The sequence below is a fragment of the Commensalibacter sp. ESL0382 genome (genome assembly GCF_009725775.1).
GTDB lineage: Bacteria > Pseudomonadota > Alphaproteobacteria > Acetobacterales > Acetobacteraceae > Commensalibacter > Commensalibacter melissae.
This window is the reverse complement of sequence record NZ_WNII01000011.1, coordinates 436,952-457,261: the sequence shown is the minus strand read 5'-3', so window position 1 is coordinate 457,261 and position 20,310 is coordinate 436,952. Positions and strand designations below refer to the sequence as shown.

General features: G+C 38.8%; 16 protein-coding genes. 8 read left to right on the top strand and 8 right to left on the bottom strand.

The genetic code is table 11. The annotated features are described in order from the left end of the window. Nucleotides 1-39: 39 nt before the first annotated feature. Nucleotides 40-747: a septum site-determining protein MinC gene (gene minC, locus GM552_RS06280; RefSeq protein WP_347400750.1), complete on the bottom strand. Its 708-nt coding sequence runs from the start codon at nucleotides 745-747 to the stop codon at nucleotides 40-42. Between the two features lie 264 nt (nucleotides 748-1,011). Here minC and GM552_RS06275 point away from each other — a divergent pair, with 264 nt between their 5' ends. The 6 genes from GM552_RS06275 to GM552_RS06250 all read left to right on the top strand — a co-directional run bounded on the left by GM552_RS06275 (nucleotide 1,012) and on the right by GM552_RS06250 (nucleotide 9,135). Next, nucleotides 1,012-1,680, top strand: a complete 669-nt coding sequence (locus GM552_RS06275; protein WP_110438325.1) for a glutathione S-transferase family protein — start codon at nucleotides 1,012-1,014, stop codon at nucleotides 1,678-1,680. Nucleotides 1,681-1,696: 16 nt separating this feature from the next. Continuing rightward, entirely contained in the window at nucleotides 1,697-2,869 is a 1,173-nt protein-coding gene (locus GM552_RS06270) for a glycosyltransferase family 4 protein (RefSeq protein ID WP_155565726.1), read from the top strand. Further along, the gene (locus tag GM552_RS06265; protein WP_230882769.1) at nucleotides 2,859-3,773 is read left to right on the top strand and encodes a glycosyltransferase family 9 protein; all 915 of its coding nucleotides are present in this window, start codon (nucleotides 2,859-2,861) and stop codon (nucleotides 3,771-3,773) included. The genes GM552_RS06270 and GM552_RS06265 overlap by 11 nt, the downstream gene beginning before the upstream one ends. 42 nt (nucleotides 3,774-3,815) lie before the next feature. Continuing rightward, nucleotides 3,816-5,783: a threonine--tRNA ligase gene (gene thrS, locus GM552_RS06260; protein ID WP_155565724.1), complete on the top strand. Its 1,968-nt coding sequence runs from the start codon at nucleotides 3,816-3,818 to the stop codon at nucleotides 5,781-5,783. A 176-nt stretch (nucleotides 5,784-5,959) separates the two neighbouring features. After that, entirely contained in the window at nucleotides 5,960-6,481 is a 522-nt protein-coding gene (gene infC, locus GM552_RS06255; protein ID WP_370533612.1) for a translation initiation factor IF-3, read from the top strand. Between the two features lie 137 nt (nucleotides 6,482-6,618). Further along, entirely contained in the window at nucleotides 6,619-9,135 is a 2,517-nt protein-coding gene (locus tag GM552_RS06250) for a glycosyltransferase family 2 protein (protein ID WP_196424862.1), read from the top strand. A 5-nt stretch (nucleotides 9,136-9,140) separates the two neighbouring features. Here GM552_RS06250 and glyS read toward each other — a convergent pair whose 3' ends face one another. Further along, complete coding sequence (gene glyS, locus GM552_RS06245; RefSeq protein WP_155565721.1) at nucleotides 9,141-11,204, bottom strand: glycine--tRNA ligase subunit beta; 2,064 nt, start codon at nucleotides 11,202-11,204, stop codon at nucleotides 9,141-9,143. 1 nt (nucleotide 11,205) lies between these two features. After that, entirely contained in the window at nucleotides 11,206-12,096 is an 891-nt protein-coding gene (locus GM552_RS06240; protein WP_155565720.1) for a glycine--tRNA ligase subunit alpha, read from the bottom strand. A gap of 201 nt (nucleotides 12,097-12,297) precedes the next feature. Here GM552_RS06240 and GM552_RS06235 point away from each other — a divergent pair, with 201 nt between their 5' ends. Further along, nucleotides 12,298-13,209: a DUF2076 domain-containing protein gene (locus GM552_RS06235; RefSeq protein WP_155565719.1), complete on the top strand. Its 912-nt coding sequence runs from the start codon at nucleotides 12,298-12,300 to the stop codon at nucleotides 13,207-13,209. Between the two features lie 144 nt (nucleotides 13,210-13,353). Here the strand turns inward: GM552_RS06235 and GM552_RS06230 are convergent, their stop codons facing one another. From GM552_RS06230 to alaS, 3 genes are all read right to left on the bottom strand, one after another. Then, nucleotides 13,354-14,268, bottom strand: coding sequence for an endonuclease/exonuclease/phosphatase family protein (locus GM552_RS06230; protein WP_155565718.1), 915 nt, complete (start codon nucleotides 14,266-14,268; stop codon nucleotides 13,354-13,356). Next, a complete protein-coding gene (locus tag GM552_RS06225) occupies nucleotides 14,216-14,905 on the bottom strand; it encodes a carbonic anhydrase (protein ID WP_122123839.1) in 690 nt (229 codons plus the stop codon). The genes GM552_RS06230 and GM552_RS06225 overlap by 53 nt, the downstream gene beginning before the upstream one ends. A 147-nt stretch (nucleotides 14,906-15,052) precedes the next feature. Beyond that, a complete protein-coding gene (gene alaS, locus GM552_RS06220; RefSeq protein WP_155565958.1) occupies nucleotides 15,053-17,704 on the bottom strand; it encodes an alanine--tRNA ligase in 2,652 nt (883 codons plus the stop codon). A 162-nt stretch (nucleotides 17,705-17,866) separates the two neighbouring features. Here alaS and tenA point away from each other — a divergent pair, with 162 nt between their 5' ends. After that, on the top strand, nucleotides 17,867-18,562 hold the full coding sequence (tenA, locus tag GM552_RS06215) for a thiaminase II (RefSeq protein WP_155565717.1): 696 nt from the start codon (nucleotides 17,867-17,869) through the stop codon (nucleotides 18,560-18,562). A 1-nt stretch (nucleotide 18,563) separates the two neighbouring features. Here tenA and GM552_RS06210 read toward each other — a convergent pair whose 3' ends face one another. After that, entirely contained in the window at nucleotides 18,564-18,986 is a 423-nt protein-coding gene (locus GM552_RS06210; protein ID WP_155565716.1) for a GtrA family protein, read from the bottom strand. A gap of 102 nt (nucleotides 18,987-19,088) precedes the next feature. After that, nucleotides 19,089-20,246 carry an OmpA family protein gene (locus GM552_RS06205; RefSeq protein WP_155565715.1) on the bottom strand — a complete coding sequence of 386 codons (1,158 nt, stop codon included), beginning with the start codon at nucleotides 20,244-20,246 and terminating at the stop codon, nucleotides 19,089-19,091. Between the last annotated feature and the right edge of the window lie 64 nt (nucleotides 20,247-20,310).

Sequence of the window (20,310 nt, the reverse complement as noted above, 5' to 3'; positions counted from 1 at the left end):
GGCAAATAAAACACTAAAAATATCAGAATATAATTTTATTTACCTTGTTTTTGTTAGATTAGTTACAGTAATAACATTCTCTTTTAAAAAAACCTGTGCAGATTTATTGTTAAAAGTCTCTGGAATTTCTTCTGCTGTCATGTAATATCCATCAATAGCCAATAGTTCTGCTGCCATATGACTGGTGAATATTCTGGCATTGGGTTGTCCACTTATACCGGCAATAGCGCGTCCCCGCAGGGCGCCGTAAACATGAATGGATCCACCGGCGCTAATTTCCGCTCCCGATGCAACAGAATTAACAACAATTATATCCCCTTCCGGAAAAAAAATGCTTTGTCCTGATCGAACGGGATCATCAGTAATATAGCAAGGAACGGATTGATTTTTAGCTGGAGAATCGATCGGGGGATTTAAATTGTCGATATTCTTTCCTCCTGTAAGAATGAAATTTCTAGGCCAGTCCTTTAATGCAGAAGGATTGGATGGCAATCCTTCCATACTGATAATCTGAATATTTCTGCCTAAAAGTTCATGATAAAGTTTTTCCAATCCTTCTTCATCGCCTGTCAAGAGTTCAAGATTGAGAATAACAGGTTTGCCATAGAAAAATTGTGAAGAACGTTTAATTTGTTCGTCCAGGCTTTGTAACCAATTTACAAGAGGGGCTTTTGGTGAAAGAACCAGTGCCAAAAACGAACGGCCTCGGATCCGTAAGGGGGGCAGTGAATGCGAAGAATGATGCACCACGAGTGTATTTCCTGTTTGACAGATCAAATAAATTAATGACGTCTAAATTATTACGTTTTGATAAAGTTGAAAAATAAAATAATAATATACGAAAAAATAAATATCTTGTAATTTTTTAAAAGATGAATTTAAGCCTTTATAATTGATTAAAAGTTAAGCTATATGATTAAACTGTAGTGATAAACTGATTTTAAAATATTTTCAGTAAAAAAACATATTATGTTACACTAAAGAGATTTTGTGGAATAATGGCAAGGCTTTATGCGAATATTGTATCATCTTCCCCTTTGTCCTTTCAGTCGTAAAATTCGGCTGATAATGGCAGAAAAACGATTATCTTTTGAATTGATGACCGAAGCTGTATGGAAAAAACGGGATGAATTCCTGTCGATGAATCCTGCTGGTACCGTTCCTGTCCTGGTAGAAGAAACGGGTCTGGCTATTTGTGATTCCTATGCGATCAGCGAATATTTGGAAGAAGCCTATCCTGACACGTTATTAATGGGTCGCACTTTGGCGGAAAGAGTGGAGGTGCGACGATTGGTTGCCTGGTTTGATGACAAATTCAATCGAGAAATCACTCGAAATTTACTGTTTGAGAAAATGTTCAAACGTCTTTTTGGAAATAGCAATCCCAATGCTCAGGCATTGAGAGAAGGCTACCAGAATATAAAATTTCATCTTGATTATATTGCCTATCTAGCTGAAAACAGGGTTTGGCTGGCAGGAAATAATTTGTCAATTGCTGATTTTGCCGCTGCAGCCCATCTTTCCAGCTTGGATTATATTGGTGATATTAACTGGGATAAATATCCAATGGTAAAGGATTGGTATGTTCGGATAAAATCCCGCCCCAGTTTTCGTGCCTTGTTAAATGATCGGGTAAGTGGTGTAGTCCCTCCCAAATATTATGCCGATTTAGATTTTTAATGAAATTTTAGTCGGAATGGAAAATAAACCGGTCATATTGCAAGTTCTACCAGCATTGGGTACAGGTGGGGTAGAGCGGGGAACTGTTGATATGGCAAAGGCAATCATACAGGCGGGTGGCATTGCAATTGTAGCCAGTGAAGATGGAATATGGCAGCATTATCTCGAAAAAATTGGGGCAATTTACATTCATTTACCGCTAAGCTCAAAAAATCCGTGGATAATCTGGAAAAATCATTATGCGTTAATTAAGATTATCCAGTATTATAAAGTGGATATTGTTCATGCACGTTCAAGAGCGCCGGCATGGTCTGCATGGTTGGCAGCAAAAAAATGTCATATCCGTTTTGTCACAACCTGGCACGGAGTTTTTCAGGCCAAATGGTTCGGAAAACGTTGGTACAACCAGGTAATGACCAAAGGGGAAAAGGTGATAGCGATCAGTCATTATATTGCTAATCATTTACAACAAGAATATCATGTCAACCAGCAAAAACTATGTATCATTCCACGCGGGGTTGATCTAACTATTTTTGATCCGAGTTTGCCGTTAGGTAACCGAATAAGTTCATTGGCACAGAGTTGGGGAATTTCTGAAGAGCAAAAGATCCTGTTATTGCCGGGAAGAATTACGGAGTGGAAGGGACATAAATTATTATTGCAGGCTTTTGCTGAATTAAAATTCAATCATCCGAACTGGATCTGCATTTTTGTCGGTCCCGCCAAAGAAAAAGATCATTTTTTAAAAGAGTTGCTTGCCTTAGCCGATTATCTAAAAATAAAAGATTCGATTTATTTTGTGGGAAATAGCCAGGATATGCCTGCGGTCTATGCACTGGCAAATATCGTTGTAGTACCTTCCCTTAAACCTGAACCTTTTGGACGTGTCGTAATTGAGGCCCAGGCTATGGAGAAACCTGTGGTTGTTGCCAATCATGGCGGGGCGGCAGAAACAGTTGAAGAAAATGTTACAGGTTACCTTTTTAAGCCCGGCAGTGTTAATAATTTGGTATTTGTTTTGGATCAGTTGATGGAAAAAACAGATGCAGATTTAAATTGGATCGGTCGGCTTGCCCGGGAGGCGGTTCAAAAAAAATATACTTTGCAACAGATGCAATGCAAAACCCTTTCTGTTTATAACGAGATATTACCTCCTGAAAACAAATTAAAGATCAATGATGTCAGTTAAAAGAATCTTGATTATACGTTTGGGTGCTTTGGGGGATTTTATCCAAAGTTTTTACCCGTTTGCGGCCATTCGTCAGTATTATCCCAATGCAGAGATCACCTTGTTAACATCTGCATCATTTGTTGATCTGGCCAAAAGGTCACCTTGGTTTGATCGTGTTATTGTTGATGACAAACCTTCCTGGTTCAATATTGCGGGATTGATTAGGCTAGTGAAAAAACTACGGGGATATGATTATATCTTTGATTTACAAACTTCTCGTCGATCAACACGTTACTTTAGGTTCGCAGGGCAGAGACAAGGCTCGGCGATTGCAAAAACAGCATCGCATAGACATGACAATGAGGAGCGTAATCGCTTGCATACATTTGATCGCCAGAAAGATCAGTTAAGCAAGGTTGGTATAACCGATTATCCCGAGCTTGATTTATCCTGGTTTTTATCCGAAATGATTGATTTTTCCATTGATCGACCCTATGTTGTGTTAGTTCCTGGTTGCTCTGCACGACGTATGGAGAAAAGATGGCCTATTCAGTATTATGGTGAGATTGCGAATATATGTCTTGAAAAAGGGCTGGTCCCCATAATTGCTGGAGGAAAAGAAGAGAAAGAGATTTCCCGACAGATTTTGCAATTATGTCCGAAGGCAATGAACTTGATTGGTAAAACAAGTTTGTTTCAGTTGGGGCATTTAATGAAAAATGCACAATTTTCGCTCGGAAATGATACAGGACCAATGCATATTGCCGCATTGGTGGGGGGGTGTTCTGTTGTTTTGTTTTCATCATCAAGTAATCCTGCGCTGACCGCACCACGTGGAAAACATGTCAAAATATTGTATGAGGCGGATTTAAGAAATCTTTCCGTAAAAAAGGTTGCACAAGAATTGAACTGGGTTCATTAAAGTTTATTATTAGGTTTATTATAGCGTTCTGGAGTTTTAAGTATGCCATCTATTACCTTGCCTGATGGATCTGTTCGTGAATATGAAGGATCGGTTACGGGTTTAAGTATTGCACAATCTATTGGGGCAGGTTTGGCCCGTGCAGCTTTAGCAATGGAGCTGAATGGCAAATTAGTCGATCTATTAACTGAAATATATGAAGATTCGTCAGTAAAATTCATTACAAAAAAAGATGTGGCGGCGTTAGAGTTAATCCGTCATGATGCTGCCCATGTACTTGCCCAGGCAGTACAGGAACTATATCCGGGAACCCAGGTTACTATTGGTCCAGCTATTGAGAACGGTTTTTATTATGATTTCGCCCGTGAAGAACCTTTCAAGCCAGAGGATCTTGGTAAAATAGAACAGAAAATGCATGAGATTATTGCGCGTAATGAACCTTTTGTCAGAGAGGTTCTGCCTCGGCAGAAAGCAATCGAATATTTTGAAACCAATGGGGAACATTATAAAGCCCAGCTTATTCGGGATTTGCCAGAAACAGAAACAATCACAGTCTATAGACAGGGGGAATGGCTTGACCTTTGCCGTGGACCGCATTTAAGAACAACCGGGGATGTCGGTAAAGCTTTTAAACTGATGAAGGTTGCTGGTGCATATTGGCGTGGGGATTCAAAAAATGCCATGCTGTCACGTATATATGGAACGGCATGGCGTGATCAAAAAGAGCTTGATGCCTACCTGACGCAATTGGAAGAGGCGACAAAACGCGATCACAGACGGATTGGAAAAGAGATGGATCTTTTCCATCTGCAGGATGAATCCGTAGGTTCCGTATTCTGGCATCCCAAAGGATGGCAAATTTATACCGAATTACAGGCTTATATGCAGCGTGTCCAACGTCGTTATGGATATGAGGAGGTGCGAACCCCCCAACTTGTTGACCGTTCATTATGGGAGGCATCAGGGCATTGGGACAAATTCAAGGAAAATATGTTTATTGCCTCCGTTGAGGATGAAGATCGCATTTACGCTTTGAAACCCATGAACTGTCCATGTCATATCCAAATATTCAATCATACATTGCGTTCCTATCGTGAGCTTCCCCTTCGGATGGCGGAATTTGGAGCCTGTCACCGTTACGAACCTTCTGGAGCACTACATGGGATTATGCGTGTTCGGTCATTTGTTCAGGATGATGCGCATATTTTTTGTACAGAAGATCAAATTACTTCTGAAACAGCCTTGTTTGTCCAAATGTTGTCAGAAGTATACAAAGATCTTGGTTTCGAGAGTTTCCGCATCAAATTTTCTGATCGTCCAGAAAAAAGAGCGGGAGATGATGCGATTTGGGATCGTGCTGAAAATAGCTTGAAGGAAGCCTGTAAACAGGTTGGTGTAGAATTTGAGCTTAATAAAGGGGAAGGCGCTTTTTATGGTCCCAAACTGGAATTTGTTTTACGTGATGCGATAGGAAGGGATTGGCAATGTGGCACGTTGCAAGTTGACTATGTTCTGCCAGAACGGCTTAAGACGGCTTATATTGGAGAAGATAGCGCTAGACATCGCCCAGTTATGCTTCATCGGGCAATTTTAGGATCATTTGAACGGTTTATTGGTATTTTGATAGAACAATATGCAGGTCATTTCCCTTTGTGGCTGGCACCTGTCCAAGTAGTTGTGGCAACGATTGTAAATGATGTGGAGAATTATGCCCGAGAAGTCGTTGCCCTGCTGAAAGCCCAGGGAATTCGTGTGGAATTGGATGATAGAAACGAAAAGATCAATGCAAAGATTCGTGAACATAGTCTGCAACATGTTCCTGTCATTTTGGTTATTGGGCGCAAGGAGGCGGAAGAACGTCATTTGGCGGTACGTCGATTGGGTGGAAAATCACAAGAGATCATGGCTTTGAATGAAGCCATGGATCAACTGTCTCGAGAGGCATCACCGCCAGATAAAGGACGTGTTCCCTTTGCGCGGCGAAAGGCTAAATTTTATTGTGAAGACTAGATAGTTTTTTTAAAATCTATTATAGTATTTTAAGAAGTTGTTTATTATTAAATCTAGGAAATGGGTTATTTACAAGATTGATTTTTTTGATAAGTTCAATTTTCTAATTTTTGAGTAAGTAATCCCCTTTTCAATGATTTATTTATAGAAGGAGCTTAACCATAGTAAAAACATCGATAACCCCTGCGACTAATCGTGAAGGGCCCTTGGTTGATGATGAGATCCGTGCTGTACAGGTTCGCCTGGTTGGTGCTGATGGTGAAATGTTAGGTATTGTGCCAACACGTGAAGCTTTGAAAATGGCTTATGCTGTTGGACTGAATTTATTGGAAGTCAGTCCAAATGCTGATCCGCCAGTAGCGAAAATTGTTGATTACGGCAAATTCAAATATGAACAGCAGAAAAAAAAGAATGAGGCACGTAAAAAACAAAAAGTCATTGATATTAAGGAAATCAAGGTAAGACCCAATATTGATGAAAATGACTATCAGGTAAAACTAAACGCGGCAAAGCGTTTTATTGCTGGTGGTGACAAGGTTAAAATCACGTTACGTTTCCGTGGACGTGAAATGGCCCATCAAGAACTGGGTGTTCAACTGTTGGATCGATTCCGTGTTGATATGGAAGAGGTTGCAAAGCCAGAACAAACTTCCAAGATCGAAAATCGTCAAATGATTATGGTTTTAGTAGCCCGTTGATGTGATAAAATATTAAATGAAGTTCAATAAAGGTATGTAAAATTTACATACCTTTTTTTATAATGATATTTATTTTTGAAAAATTATAATTTTATTCAAGAAATAGTAAATTTAAGTTAACTAAAAGGATGGGGTTCATGAATGCTCAATCTCGCTGTACGGGTTTCTGTCAAAGAATTAAAGAGGGGGTATTTGTGGGATGGGCAATTAATGTCGTTAAACCTGAAAAACCTACAATTGTTTCTGCTTTTATCGATGATGTAAAGATTGCTGAAATTAAATGCGATATTGAAAATAAAACTATCCAGCAAAAGCTGAATTTTTTTCGCAGCGATATCGGTTTTCAATTTTCCATACCAGAAAGATACAGGGATAATAAGAACCATAAGTTGTCATTTCAATTTATTGATGAAACACCTTTTATAATCTCTGATTCAAAACAGAATAATAAGCAAGTATCCTATGTATATTTTCAATTATTAAGAAATAACGATTCTGTAGAATATGAATCTTTTATTGATGGATGGAAGAATGGTTCAATTGTTGGATGGGTTTTGAAAAAGGATTTGAAAACAGGAGAATATACAGGAAACTGTTCGATTCTTGTTGTCATGAATGGGATTGAATTACAAACGGTTCAGGCCAATAGATATCGTCCTGATGTGGCAAGTGCTTATAATAGTGAGCCAAGATGCGGTTTTGCGGTTGTTATACCCAAAGTGCTTCGAAAACATTTTAAGGCGGAATTTCGCGTGTATGTAATGCCTGATTATATAGAAGTGAAAAACAGCCCCTATCAAACAAGCCTTGTTGATGATTTGTTGGAACAAAAACTATTAATAATGAATCAGCATATAGATAGTCTATATAATGAAATTAATTCCCTAAAAAGTGAAATTAAAAATTTAATCGCTTATCCGGAATATGTAATTGATGAATATCATCTATGGGCACAAAAATATTTCTCGAATTTACCAAAATTACTTGATAAAAAAAGACAAAATTTGAAAGATTTAAAGATAAAACTTAAATCTCCCAAAATTTCAATTATATGTCCTGTTTACAAACCTGATTTATCTCATTTTAGGGAGGCTGTTGATTCTGTTTTATGTCAAACTTATAAAAATTGGGAATTGATTTTGATTGATGATGGAGGAAAATCAGCATCAATTCAGAGAGAAATCAAAAAATATGTTTTGTTTGATAACAGGATCAAGGCAATTACACTGACATGTAATAGGGGTATTTCCGAAGCTACCAATGAAGGATTGAAACAGGTAAAAGGTCAATGGATTGCTTTTTTTGATCATGATGACCTGCTGGTTCCTGAAGCATTGGAAATGATGATAATGGAAGCGCAGTGTCATAATGCCTATTTTGTTTATTCAGATGAGGATAAGCTTGATAACAATGGTGAATTTACCGAACCCAATTTAAAACCTGATTTTAATTACCGTTATTTGTTAGGGTGTAATTATATTTGTCATTTTGTCATGATTCATGTTGATTATGTTAGAAAAGTCGGTTTTCTGTCATCGCAATATAATGGTGCACAGGATCATGATTTTATTTTGCGATTGACAGAATATTTAAAATCATCGCAAATTCATCATGTTCAGGAGATTTTGTATCACTGGCGTATTACTCCGAATTCAACAGCGGAAACAATTGCCAATAAACAATATGCGGTAAAAGCGGGTGTAGACTGTGTAAGTGATCATTTGAAACGTAAGGGTCAAGAAACTATGGTAAGCTCGATAGAGAATGCTACGATGTATAAGGTTGCATGGAATAAGATACCGCAATCAACTGTTACAATTATTATCCCTTTCAAAGATCAGATTGAAATTACCAAACAGTGCGTTGACCGTATTTTGGACCGAACCAATTATAGCCACTATAATATTTTATTGGTTGATAACGGATCAAAAAAAATAGAAACTCTAGAGTTTATAAAAAACTATTCGCGAAAAAAGACTGTAAATTTTTTAACAGTACAAGAAGAATTTAATTTTTCACGTTTGAATAACCTGGCCGCTCAAAAAATAAAATCCGATTTTTATTTATTCTTAAATAATGATGTATTTATCGAAAATGAGGATTGGCTGGAAATCATGTTGAATGAGGCGGAATTTGCTGATGATATTGCAATTGTGGGAGCCAAACTGTTATATCCGAATGGAAGAATACAACATGGAGGCATTATTGTCGGTCCCGGGGAAGTTGCCCAACATATGAATAGGGGGATGACCAAGAATGATTTTGGTTATGTCGGACGTTCTGTATTATCACAGGAATTGACTGCAGTAACAGCGGCCATGATGTTGGTAAAGGCATCAGTTTTTCATGAGGTGGATGGATTTGATGAAATTAATTTAAAAATTGCATATAACGATGTCGATCTATGTTTGAAAGTAAGAGAGGCAGGTTATCGAATTATTGTATGCATGGATGTGATTGCCACTCATCATGAAAGCTATTCAAGAGGTAGTGATGATAGACCTGAACACCAAGAACGTTTCACATATGAAATAGAATTTATGGAAAAAAAATGGGGTGAAAAGACGGTTTATAAAAATGATTCAGCCTATTCACCTCATTTTAAAGTCAAGCCCCAGCTGTTTTATGAATTAACAGACCCGGCTAAAATCTAATATAACTATTTTTCAATTTGGTTAAAATCAGCAATAAGGTTAGCTACATTATCAATTTGATTGAGAAGTTTAAGCCGATTATGACGAATGATTTCATTTGGGTCATTAATAATAGTCTTATCAAAAAAGATGTCCAGTTCAGAGCGTAAGGAAGCTATAGTATTCATTGCAAATCCAAACTTCTTATGATCAAGCGCTGATTCAATTATTTGTGTAGCTTGTTTTAAATGACTGTACAGATTTGTTTCTTCATCAGTATGGAAAAGTGACGGATCGGGTTCACCTTGATGAGGGCCGTCTTTCTTGTTTTCAATTCTGAGAATGTTGCTTGCTCTTTTGACAGCGGCCAGAAGATCTTTTCCTTCGGATGATTCAAGAATTTGATTTATGGCATTAACTTTTTTGAGAAGTTCGGAAATATCAGTTAAATGATTTTTTTGTGAAACTGCTGATAAAATATCATGTCGTAAACCCTCACTTCGTAACTGAATAATAAGTCGTTCATTCATGAAATTTGCCAAAAATTTCAGATCTGAAGCTTGTTGTAAATCTTTCGGAAGTGTTGAAATGGAGAATTCAAATACTTTTTCTAAATCAAGAGAAAGATTGTTTTCACGGATGATTCTGATAATCCCCAAGGCAGCCCGTCTTAATGCAAAAGGATCACCAGATCCTTTGGGTTTTTCACCTATGGCAAAAAATGCGGTTAGCAAATAGATTTTATCCGCGAGTGCAACGATAACAGAGCATGGTTCAGTGGGTGTCTGGTCATTTGGACCACAAGGTTTGTAATGTTCCTTGATTGCAAGCGCTACGGCAGGATTTTCGTTATCATGTTGAGCATAATATCCCCCCATAATACCTTGGAGTTCCGGGAATTCACCAACCATTCCTGTTGCAAGATCAGCCTTGCAAAGTAAAGCGGCACGTTGTGCATGAACCACATCGGCGCAAAGCAGGTTTGCAAGAAAGCCTGCAATTTTGACAATACGTTGCACACGTTCGTATTGGCTGCCAAGTCTGGCATGAAAAATAACATCATTTAATGAGTTGTTATATGACACAAGTGGTGTTTTACGGTCCTGTTCCCAAAAATAACGGGCATCGGCAAAACGTGCCCGCAAAACACGCTCATTTCCGGCAATGATTAAGGAACCATCATTGTCTGGTCTAATAATATTCGCTATAAAAATAAAACGTGCTGCTGGTGAGCCATCTTGATTTTTCAGTGCGAAATAACGTTGATTCACTCGCATTGAAACTTGCATTACTTCTTGTGGCAAATCCATGAAAATGGAATCAATTTTACCCATATACGCGACGGGCCATTCAACAAGTCCCGTAACTTCGTTTAAAAGTCCTTCATCAGAAACGAGTTGAAGTTTGTTATTTTCTGCAAGCTTGGATATGTCTGCAAGAATTTTATTGCGACGCTGTTCAGAGTCGGCAATAACATAATGGGAAAACAATGTTTCCTGCCATTGTTTTGTATTGTGGATGGTAAAGGGGGAAGGAGAAAGAAAACGATGGCCTTCAGTGATTTGATCGCTGGATAATCCATGCGCATCATCATTTTCTTTTGCCAAGGTAAAAGGAACAACCTCACCATTTAGAATACAGGTGATGCGATGCAATGGGCGAACCCATGTAAATTGGCTGCCATTTCCCCAACGCTGTGATTTAGGCCAGGGGAATTGCCATAAAAGTTGCGGAATTTTTTCTTGAATAAATTGGCTGGCTGATTGTTCAGGCTTAATTTTTTTCAAAACCCAAAAACCGTTCTCTTCAATTAAATCATTTTTTTGAGCTGCATGTTTGCGTAAAAAACCCTCTAACGCTTTTTCTGGGGCTGTAATTCGTGGTCCTCTTTCCTCCAGCTCTTGTGCCGGAATGGTAGCGTCAATCTGCATAGAAACAGCGATACGTCTTGGTGTGGAGAATGTTTTAGCATCAGTGGGATTAAGATTGATCAGCGCATTATTCAGTAAACGGTTAAGATTTTCCATGGCTTGCTTTTGCATGCGTGCGGGAATTTCTTCCGATAATAGTTCAATAAACAATTCCGACATATTATTTTTCCTCTGCCAGCCAAGTTTCACAACATTGTTTTGCCAAATTACGAATGCGACCAATATAGGAAGCGCGTTCATTCACGCTGATGACTCCACGGGCATCAAGCAGGTTGAATAAGTGGCTTGCTTTCAAACACTGATCGTAGGCTGGCTGAGCAAGTTTCTGTTGGACCAACGCATTGGATTCTTTTTCTGCATCCTTGAAATGATTGAATAGAAGGATCGTGTCTGCACATTCAAAATTGTAACGGGAATAATCCTTTTCAGCCCTGAGAAAAACCTCTCCATAGGTCAGCCCGTGATCATTGAAGGCCAAATCATAGACATTCTCAACGCCCTGAATATACATGGCCAATCGTTCAAGGCCGTATGTAAGTTCAGTTGAAGGAATAGAGGTTGTTATCCCGCCAACCTGCTGGAAATAGGTGAATTGAGTGACCTCCATACCGTCACACCAAACCTCCCATCCAAGTCCCCACGCGCCAATTGTGGGATTTTCCCAGTCATCTTCAACAAAACGAATATCGTGCTCTTTTGGATTGATACCGATGGCTTTATAACTTTCAAGCAATAGTTCCTGACTATTCTCAGGGGATGGCTTCAGTAGAACCTGATATTGATAATAATGTTGTAAACGGTTGGGGTTTTCACCATATCGTCCATCTGTTGGACGCCGACAGGGTTGAACATAGGCCGCTTTCCAGGGTTTGTCGCCCAACGCTCGTAATGTCGTGTGTGGTGATAATGTTCCCGCGCCGATTTCAAGATCATAAGGTTGTAATAATGCACAACCTTGAGAATTCCAGAATTCATGTAACTTTAAGATCAGTCCCTGGAATGATAACGTTTTTTTTGTTGAAGCTGGTTGAAAGGGTGTATGCGATGGCATGAATTATATAATTCCAAAAGAATGCAAAAATAACGAATAATAAGTGTTAATTATTTTTTAGTCTATCGATGGTTACGAATAAGATTAAATAAATAATACGATCTTGATGATATGACAAGAAAAGTGAATCATCTTCAAAAATTTGTCTTATAATTAAAATATAAAGAGAAATCCAAAGATAATTTTAAAGGTTAATCAAAGATGAATAATGACGAACAGCAATTGATCAATCAATTTTTTGAACGTGTCAGTGGGAAAAAAACAGCTTCTCCAAATACGGTTGGAACAGCCAGTCCGTTACCCCCTATTGATTCTGAAGCCAATCAACTGATTAACAGTAATTTGCAGAAATATCCTGAAGCGGGCTATCGTATGACACAAATGGCCATTGTTCAGGAAGCCGCCTTGGTTGAATCTCAGAATCGTATTCGTCAGCTGGAATGGCAATTACAGCAGATGCAACAACAGATTCAACAGCTGAAACAGGCTCAGGCCCAATCAAGCCAACCTCGTTCAGGAGGATTTCTGGGAGGGCTTTTTGGTGGTGGAAACCGGTCGCAAACTCAAATGTCGCCTCAATCCCAACAAATGCCGCCAGGATGGGGAGGAAATCCTAATCGGCCACAACTACAAACAAATCAGTCTATGAATACACCTTATGGACAGCAACAACCTCCGGCTGTGAATTATCCCCCAGGTTATCAACGAGGAATGTTTAATCGGGGTGGAAATGGATTTTTAGGCAGTGCATTGTCGACGGCAGCTGGTGTTGCCGGGGGTATGATGGCTTATAATGCATTGAGTGGATTGTTTGGTGGCCATCATGCAGTTAATGGTGCTGCACCAATGTCTGCTGCAGATCCGAATGATCCGTTTGCAGGAACAGCAGCTGGCAGTGATCCCTTTACTACGGGTGAGGGTACCGCAGTTGATCCGAATTTTGATGCTGGTAACAATTCTGGTGCCGGATTTGATAATTATGCTGATGATGGTTTCAGTAACAGCGGAAATGATACAGATTGGGGTAATTCTGGAGATTCTGCTGATTGGGGCTCTGATGATGGTGGTGACTGGGGTGGTGATGATGGAGGCTGGGGAGACGATAGTTTCTAATATTAACTGATTTCATTGTCTAAATCATAAAAGGGTTAACCTTTCTAGCAAGATTGATCCTTTTAAAAATTAGGTGATAAAAGGCTTTTATTATTGAGGAAATTAAAAAAATCTTTGGTGTAAAAAAGAACAAATCATTTTTTGTTACAAAGACAAATTTAAAGAGACAGGACAATGATCTGACAGATCAGCATGCATCATATATTGTTTTTCTTTGTATACCAATACTTTTAACGTATTAGGAATAATGGATTCACTTGAGATGGGATCCAAAATAAATCCATCAAGAAAATAATTGCCTCCCCAGCATGGTGAAGCAAGTTGAGATGTTGGGATTGATAAACTAGATTCCGTTGACAAGGATTGAAAAAATTCATCATTAAATGACACTATACGGTTAAAATCTCCTAAAATAATGAAAGCCTGTTTATCTTTTATTCTGTCTGCAATCCATTTTTGGATAATTATTTTCTGTTGATTCAAGATATTACATGCTTTTTGTTGGGAATAAAGAGATCTTTCAGGGCAATGAGCCTTTAAATGTACAACCAGAATTCGAATATTTATGCGATGATCGTATAGGGTAAGATCAAGACCACTTCGTAAAATATGGGTTTTGTCATTCTTACTCAAAGCGGTAAGATCAGGGTTTTTTATAATATTGTAAGAAAGTTTTTTTCGAATGGCCAGGACAGGATGTTGGGCGATATTATCCTGAGTTATATAAAAATCATATTGGTCTTCAGGAAGGATTCGTCTTGCGGTTTCGACTGATCCCACTTCCTGTAAGGCAATTATATCGCTGTTCAATTTTCTTGCATATAAAGACAATCTTGTGAAATTCTTGAAGTGCCTTGCTTGAATATCATTTGGTATTTCATATTTATCAAGATCTGATTTTGATAATAACCACTCTGTGTTCCAGGTGGTTATCTTGATTGTTCTGGCATGCAGCGTAAAAGATGCAAAAAAAGCAAACCAGCAGCTCAATACAGCAATAGTTTTCTTAAGCTTTGGTATTTTGGTTGATACGATTCTGCAGCATGGAAATAGCTTCATCGACGGTCATATCATTTCTTGTTTCTTCATCTAACACATAAATCTTACCTTTTGGAATATCATAATACCATCCTTGAAGAATAATTTCTTTTTTTGCCAAGGCACCAGCAACTGAAGGATGAGTTCTTAAATGTGCGAGTTGAAGCAGGACATTGTGTTCCGTTAAACTTTGGATGCTTTCGGGGCCGACATCAGTGGCAGAAAGTGCGTCCGTAATGGCATGGGCTGTTTCGGCATATTGCAACCATTTTCTTACGGCTGGCATTGAATTCAATTTTTCAGGATGTATAAGGGCACTCATCGCGCCACAATCAGAATGTCCACAAATAATAATTGTAGAAACCTTTAGGGCGGAAACTGCATATTCAACTGCGGATGTTACTCCCCCGAAGCTGTTACCATAAGCAGGTACAATATTGCCAATATTACGCAAGACAAATAAATTTCCGGGAGGTTGCTGGGTCAGGGATTCAGGACTTATTCGACTGTCTGCACAAGTTATGAAAAGTGTTTTAGGGGATTGTCCATTGGCAAGTTGACAATATAATTCTTTACGTTCCGGATAAATATCCGTTCGAAATTTCTTTACACCTTTTAAAATATCAAGGAGGGTTAGTTGAGGGTTGTTTTCCGACATATTGTGATCTTTCATTTCGGAATGAATTGAACAGCTAACTGTATGATATTATGTACAATTTTACGGCGAAAGTATGATCATGCAGGATAAATAACCAATAATTATAATGAAAAAGCAGGTCATGATGAGCCTGCCTTGAATTCAGTATCATAAAGAATTGATATGGCTTTTTATTTTCTCAAAAATATCATTTGCCTTATTAATATCAGGTCCTCCAGCTTGCGCCATATCTGGTCTTCCACCACCACCTTTACCGCCCGCAATCGAACTCGCCATTCTAACCAAATCAATTGCACTTACAATTTTGCTTAATTCAGCAGTTACGGCAACAACGATGGATGCTTTGTGATCAAAGGATGACAATACGACAGCTATTCCATTTTGAAGCTGTTTAACAAGACTTTCAGCCAAAGGTTTTAATTCTTTTGGCGGGATTTCACCAACATCACGGAAAATAAGTTCAATGCCATTGATTGTCTCAATGTCATTTTGCATGTCTTTGCCGATTGTCAATTGGTGCTGCAATTTGGATATTTGCTGTTTTAGCTCTTTTCTTTCGTTTAATAATAACTGCACTCTATCGGTAAGTTGTACAGGGGCAGTATTAAGAAGAAAGGCTATTTCATTTAATATATTTAAATTCTGTTTGAAATAATTTTCCGCGGCCAAACCGGCAACGGCTTCAATACGTCTTATTCCGGCAGCCACCCCGCTTTCAGAAATTATATGAAATAAACCTATATCTCCGGTGCGATTGACATGGGTTCCACCGCAAAGTTCAATGGACCATGCCGTTTGTGGATTGGCAATATCATCTCCATTTCCCATTGAAACCACACGGACTTCCTCACCATATTTTTCATTGAACAATGCCATTGCACCAAGTCTATTAGCTTGTTCCGGCGTCATGATTTGCGTTCTGACCGGTAAATTTTTCCGGATTTGTGCATTAACCTTTGCTTCGACAATATCCAGTTCATTGCGTGTAATCGGTTTGGAGAGACTGAAATCAAATCTTAAGCGTTCTGCTGTATTCAGACTTCCTTTTTGGGTGACATGTGTCCCGAATTGTTCTCTCAATGCACGATGTAACAGATGGGTGGCAGAATGATGTGCCTGAATTGTCTGTCTGTAAGCAGTATCAATTTCAGCCGTTACCGTATCATTGATCTTAATCTGGCCTTTTTTTACAATTCCATGATGGAGGATCAGTTCGCCAAGTTTCTTCTGCGTATCTTTAATCTCGATAATACTGTTTTTATTGAAAATGATTCCCTGATCCCCGGCCTGACCACCACTTTCACCATAAAAGGGGGTCTGGTTTAACAAGATACTGATTTCTGTACCTTCTTCTGCTTGGTTTACCAATTGACCATCAATGATAATTGCTTGAATTTCAGCATCAGCTCTATTATTCTTGTATCCAAGAAATTCAGATGGTCCAAATTTATCCTTGAGTTCAAACCATATTGTTTCAGTTGCATTATCACCGGAACCAACCCATGCGGCTCTGGCTCGGTTACGTTGTTCGGCCATGGCTTTATCAAAGCCTTCGTGATCAACGGTTAATCCTTTTTCACGAAGCGCGTCAGCTGTTAAATCCAGAGGGAAACCATAAGTATCATACAGTTTGAAAGCAATATCACCAGGCAATTTACCATGTGACGGTAACTTGCCGCTTTCCTCATTCAAAAGGGAAAGACCTCGATCTAGCATTGATTTGAAACGTTGTTCTTCATTGTATAAGGTTTCAGAAATCAAAGTTTCATAATGTATCAGTTCAGGATAGGCGCTTCCCATTTCCTCGATTAATGCAGGTAAAAGCTTGTAAAATACCGGTTGTTGAGTGCCGATCATGTGTAAATGACGCATGGCTCTGCGCATAATACGACGTAATACATAACCACGTCCGTCTTTGGACGGTAAGACACCGTCAGCAATAAGGAAAGCCGAAGAGCGAAGATGATCTGCAACGACACGATGACTGACTTTATGGGGACCAAATGGATCTGTATTAGTAACTTCAGCAGATGCCCTGATCAAGACCTGAAAAGTATCAATATCAAAATTGTCTCTTTTCCCTTGCATAATTGCGGCAAATCGTTCCAATCCCATTCCTGTATCAATTGATGGACGGGGTAAGGGATTTCGTGTACCTGGTGGATTTTCAAAATATTGCATGAAAACCAAATTCCATATTTCTACGAAACGGTCTCCATCTTCGTCCTTGGATCCTGGGGGGCCTCCAAATACATCTTCGCCATGGTCATAGAAAATTTCTGAACATGGTCCACATGGGCCTGTATCTCCCATACGCCAGAAGTTATCTGAACTGTTAATACGGATAATACGGTCATCGGAAAAGCCAGCTATTTTTTTCCATAAATCAGCTGCTTCATTATCGTCCGAATAAACAGTGACAAGAAGTTTTTCCCTGGGTAATCCAAATTCGCCAGTGATTAGGTTCCATGCCAGATAGATTGCTTTTTCCTTAAAATAATCTCCGAAAGAGAAATTTCCGAGCATTTCAAAAAAAGTATGATGACGAGCGGTATATCCAACATTATCAAGATCATTGTGCTTGCCACCAGCCCGAACAACCTTTTGTGCAGTTGTGGCACGTGAATAGGGACGCTGTTCCTGTCCGGTAAACACATTTTTGAACTGTACCATTCCTGCATTTGTAAAAAGCAGAGTAGGGTCATTCTGGGGAACCAAAGATGAGGATGGTACAATTTGATGATCATTTTTAGAAAAATAATTCAAAAAGTGCGACCGTATTTCATTTGTGCTTGGCATTGTGGTGGACATGGTAGAATGAACAATCCTGATATGTTAAAATAATATTTTAAACGAACTGGATAAGAGTAATATGGAAATTAATCTAACCGTATATATTATTATTCAAAATGTTTTTTACAGTACAGCTATTTAAGCTTTTGTCATGAAAGTCAAGATTTAATGTTTGATAATGATAAAAATACGTATTCTTTATTTTCTGAAGGATTATTTGGTCGGTTACGACAGGATTGTCAGAAGGAATGGCAACAATTTATCCATCATCCCTTTGTCAAGGCGCTGGGTAAAGGAAGCTTGCCGGCAGAGGAATTTAGAAAATATCTAGTTCAGGATTATTTATATCTTCTTGATTACAGTCGTGTTGAGGCCCTAGCGATTTATAAAAGTAATTCATTATGGGAAATGCAATATTTTTTATCATTATTGAAAGGGCTTATCGAAATAGAGCTTCCATTGCATTTATCATATTGCAAGCAATGGGGAATAGAAATTGACTTTATTGAAAATGAAAGGAAATCAATCGAGCTTATTGCATACAGTCAATATTTGCTTACAAAAAGTATGCAGGGTGATTTGTTAGATATTGTAATTCTAATATTACCATGTTTGATAGGGTACGGTGAAATCGGTTTGAATTTATTAAATGATCAAGAATTTGATAAAAGGGACCATCCGTATTTATCTTGGTTGGAAACGTACGGAAGTGATAGCTATTACAGTCTTGTAAAGAAAAGTATTATGTTTCTGGATCAAATTGCTTTTCAGTATGGGGCGGAACAACGTTATCCAATGATTCTACGTAAGTTTAAGGATGTTGTTCAATTGGAAACTGCCTTTTGGAACGTTGGAAAAAAATAATTTACCTTTTTGATATGGAATCATTATAAACCAATTTGCGCGATAAATGGAAATTCGCTAGCATTCCAGTCATTGCACCAATAATTAAAGGTATAAAAGCATAGTACCTAAAAAACGAATTTAGGAAAAATAAAAAGAAAATAACTCCTCTATTGCAACAAAAACCAAGAATATTGGTCATAATAAATCGTATCCATTGTGTAAAAATAGAATGACGATGATTAATATTTCCAAATGTCCAGAGTCTGTTTATGAACCAGTTAGAACTTGCGGCTATAAAATAAGCGGCAAGGGTTGCCATGGTTAATCCAGTTAAGGGTCGTAACAAGTATACAGCTAGAATATCAATTCCCAGACCGGATGATCCAACAATACCAAATTTGATAAATTGAAAAAATTGTTGTTTATGACCGATTGATATCAAAAAGAACCTTTAAAAATAAATTGGCCTGATTGTTTTTCAAAATAAAAAGAGATACTTAATTCTAAGTATCTCTTTTACATTATTCAGATAATTTCTTTAAAATTATTTAAGAATAATTTCTACGCGACGGTTTTGTGGTTCACGTGTATTTGGTCCTGTTGGAACCAATGGATGAGATTCACCATAACCGTGAATATCAATTGCTGTTGCTGGAACACCGTCACGGATTAATTCAGCTTTCACGCTTTTGGCACGTCTGATTGAAAGACCCATGTTATAGCGTTGACCACGAGGACCTGGATGTGCAGAAGAGTTATCTGTATATCCGTTAACTTCGATACGTGTTGTTTGAACACGTGTTGAAGCCTGAGCAGCTTCTCTTACGATTTCACGTGCACGAGGTGTCAATGCTGATTTGTCGAAATCGAAGAATACTAGGTAGGTGCGAGCTACAGATGGTTGTGGTGGAGCAACTACAGTTGGTGGGGCTGGAGGAGGTGCTGGTGGTGCGGTGTCAAATGCATAACGCAGACCCAAGATAAACTGATGATTGAAGCGGTGATCCATTTTAACGCCTCTGTGGCTGTTATAATGGTTTCCGCCAACCCAGGCACTTGAATTGTATGAACGATGATCATCCAATTGACCCATCATACGGTATTCAGTTGTAACTGCCAATCCTGGAACACCTGGGATATCATAGGCGGCACCGACGATACCTTGATAGGCAAAGCTTCCACCTGTTCCACCGATACGGTTTCTACTGCCATTACGGTAAACTGTATCCAATGGAGCCATATTTTGCCAGAGATAACCGGCACCAATACCCACGAATGGGGTGACAGGGACGTCAATGCCGAATTGACGCAAGTCAATATCATAAAGAACATTGATCAATCCGCCATAACCTTGGTCATGTCCTTTGGTTTTGTATGCGGAAACAGGGGTTCCATGACGTCCGCTGATGTTGGAGTAGTTATAAACACCTTCAACTTCCACGCGGAGACCGTTACCAAATCCCCAACCAAAAGAACCCATGGTTGTGAAACCGGTATTATGGCGCAGTTTTGATGAGGTTCCCTTACCGTTATCAGGCCTGCCACCGGCATTGGTACCATTTTTGAAATGGGCATGTTGTGTTTGAACAAGGTTATAACCGCCACCTAAGCTAACATAAGGGCCAGTAATTGTGCTAGCCATCGCTGCGGCGGGAGTAGCAACCGCGAAAGTCGTTGCAAGCAATGCAGTGCGAAGACGCATCTTGACACATCCTTCTTTTATAAGTTTCGAGCGATAGACCGCCAATTAAGGCGGAAGCTCTTTA

Coding starts and splice junctions, on each gene's coding strand:
- GM552_RS06275 (WP_110438325.1), top strand. CDS start 1,012: ATGCGAATATTGTATCATCTTCCCCTTTGTCCTTTCAGTCGTAAAATT.
- GM552_RS06270 (WP_155565726.1), top strand. CDS start 1,697: ATGGAAAATAAACCGGTCATATTGCAAGTTCTACCAGCATTGGGTACA.
- GM552_RS06265 (WP_230882769.1), top strand. CDS start 2,859: ATGTCAGTTAAAAGAATCTTGATTATACGTTTGGGTGCTTTGGGGGAT.
- thrS (WP_155565724.1), top strand. CDS start 3,816: ATGCCATCTATTACCTTGCCTGATGGATCTGTTCGTGAATATGAAGGA.
- GM552_RS06250 (WP_196424862.1), top strand. CDS start 6,619: ATGAATGCTCAATCTCGCTGTACGGGTTTCTGTCAAAGAATTAAAGAG.
- glyS (WP_155565721.1), bottom strand. CDS start 11,204: ATGTCGGAATTGTTTATTGAACTATTATCGGAAGAAATTCCCGCACGC.
- GM552_RS06240 (WP_155565720.1), bottom strand. CDS start 12,096: ATGCCATCGCATACACCCTTTCAACCAGCTTCAACAAAAAAAACGTTA.
- GM552_RS06235 (WP_155565719.1), top strand. CDS start 12,298: ATGAATAATGACGAACAGCAATTGATCAATCAATTTTTTGAACGTGTC.
- GM552_RS06230 (WP_155565718.1), bottom strand. CDS start 14,268: ATGAAGCTATTTCCATGCTGCAGAATCGTATCAACCAAAATACCAAAG.
- GM552_RS06225 (WP_122123839.1), bottom strand. CDS start 14,905: ATGTCGGAAAACAACCCTCAACTAACCCTCCTTGATATTTTAAAAGGT.
- alaS (WP_155565958.1), bottom strand. CDS start 17,704: ATGCCAAGCACAAATGAAATACGGTCGCACTTTTTGAATTATTTTTCT.
- tenA (WP_155565717.1), top strand. CDS start 17,867: ATGTTTGATAATGATAAAAATACGTATTCTTTATTTTCTGAAGGATTA.
- GM552_RS06205 (WP_155565715.1), bottom strand. CDS start 20,246: ATGCGTCTTCGCACTGCATTGCTTGCAACGACTTTCGCGGTTGCTACT.